At 68.6% G+C, this 1,173-nt stretch carries 1 protein-coding gene; it reads left to right on the top strand.

Features of this window, described 5'->3' with window-relative positions; genetic code table 11:
* Window positions 1-127: 127 nt before the first annotated feature.
* Window positions 128-1,165 (top strand): IS481 family transposase, encoded by a 1,038-nt coding sequence (locus ABC138_RS17540; RefSeq protein WP_068321680.1) that lies wholly within the window; start codon window positions 128-130, stop codon window positions 1,163-1,165.
* The last annotated feature ends 8 nt before the right edge of the window (window positions 1,166-1,173 follow it).

Below are 1,173 nucleotides of genomic sequence, written 5' to 3'. Positions count from 1 at the left end.
CCCTAGGTGTTGCGGGGCATGAGGTTGGTGACACGAGGAGGGGCGTAACAGGGCGGGCAGGTCCCCGTGGCGACAGGATGAGGGTGTCAAAGCCGTTCATCACGAGCCAGCCAAAGGAACCTGCCCTGTGTCCCACGCTAATGCCCCGATGACCCCTGGTGGTCGCCTACGTCTGATCGAGCGAGTGCTGGGTCAGGCCAATGATGAGGCCGGCCCGCGGCCGATCGCGCACGTCGCAGCCGAGGCCGCGATCTCACGCCAGTGCCTGTCCAAATGGGTAGCCCGCTACCGCGAGCACGGCGAGGAAGGGCTGCACGACCGCTCCAGCCGGCCACAACGCTCCCCGAGCGCGACTGCCGAACCGGTGGTCGAGCGGATCATCGAGCTGCGGCGCCGTAAGTGGTCCGCGCGGCGCATCCATCTGGCGCTGGCCGATGAGGGCACGAACGTGGCGGTGTGCACCATCGCCCGGATCCTGCGCCGCGAGGGCTTGAACCGGCTGCGGGACCTGGACGTCGACGGGCAGCCCCTGCGCCAGCAGCCCGCCGGCAAGATCATCGCGCGCTACCCCGGGCACATGATCCACCTGGACGTGAAGAAGGTCGGACGCATCCCGCCCGGGGGCGGGTGGCGCGTCCACGGCCGCGGCTCGGACGCTGACCGGGCCCGCGGCCTGCGAGGACACCACCGCGGCGCCAAGGTGGGCTACACCTACCTGCACTCGGCCGTGGACGGCTTCACCCGGATGGTCTACACCGAGGCCCACGACGACGAGAGCGCCGCGACCGCGATCGCGTTCCTGGCCCGCGCCCGGGTCTTCTTCGCCGCGCACGGCATCACCCGCATCACCCGCATCGTCACCGACAACGGGTCCTGCTACCGCGCCAAGAACTTCACCCGCTCGGTGCTCTCCTTCGCCTCGAAGCACAAGCGGATCAAGCCCTACACGCCCAAGCACAACGGCAAGGTCGAGCGCTACCAGCAGACCATGGCCCGCGAGGTCCTCTACGCCGACGCCTACCCCTCCGAAGAAGCCCGCCGACGACAGCTACAGATCTGGGTGACCCACTACAACTACCATCGCCCACACAGCGCCATCGGGGACCAACCCCCAGCCAGCCGCGCCAAGACCCGTGTCACCAAGGTCATGCCCAGTTACACCTAGGGCAATGC

It is taken from the genome of Janibacter sp. LM (assembly GCF_039631275.1).
GTDB classification, from domain to species: domain Bacteria; phylum Actinomycetota; class Actinomycetes; order Actinomycetales; family Dermatophilaceae; genus Janibacter; species Janibacter terrae.
This window is presented reverse-complemented; position numbering and strand designations above follow the sequence as displayed.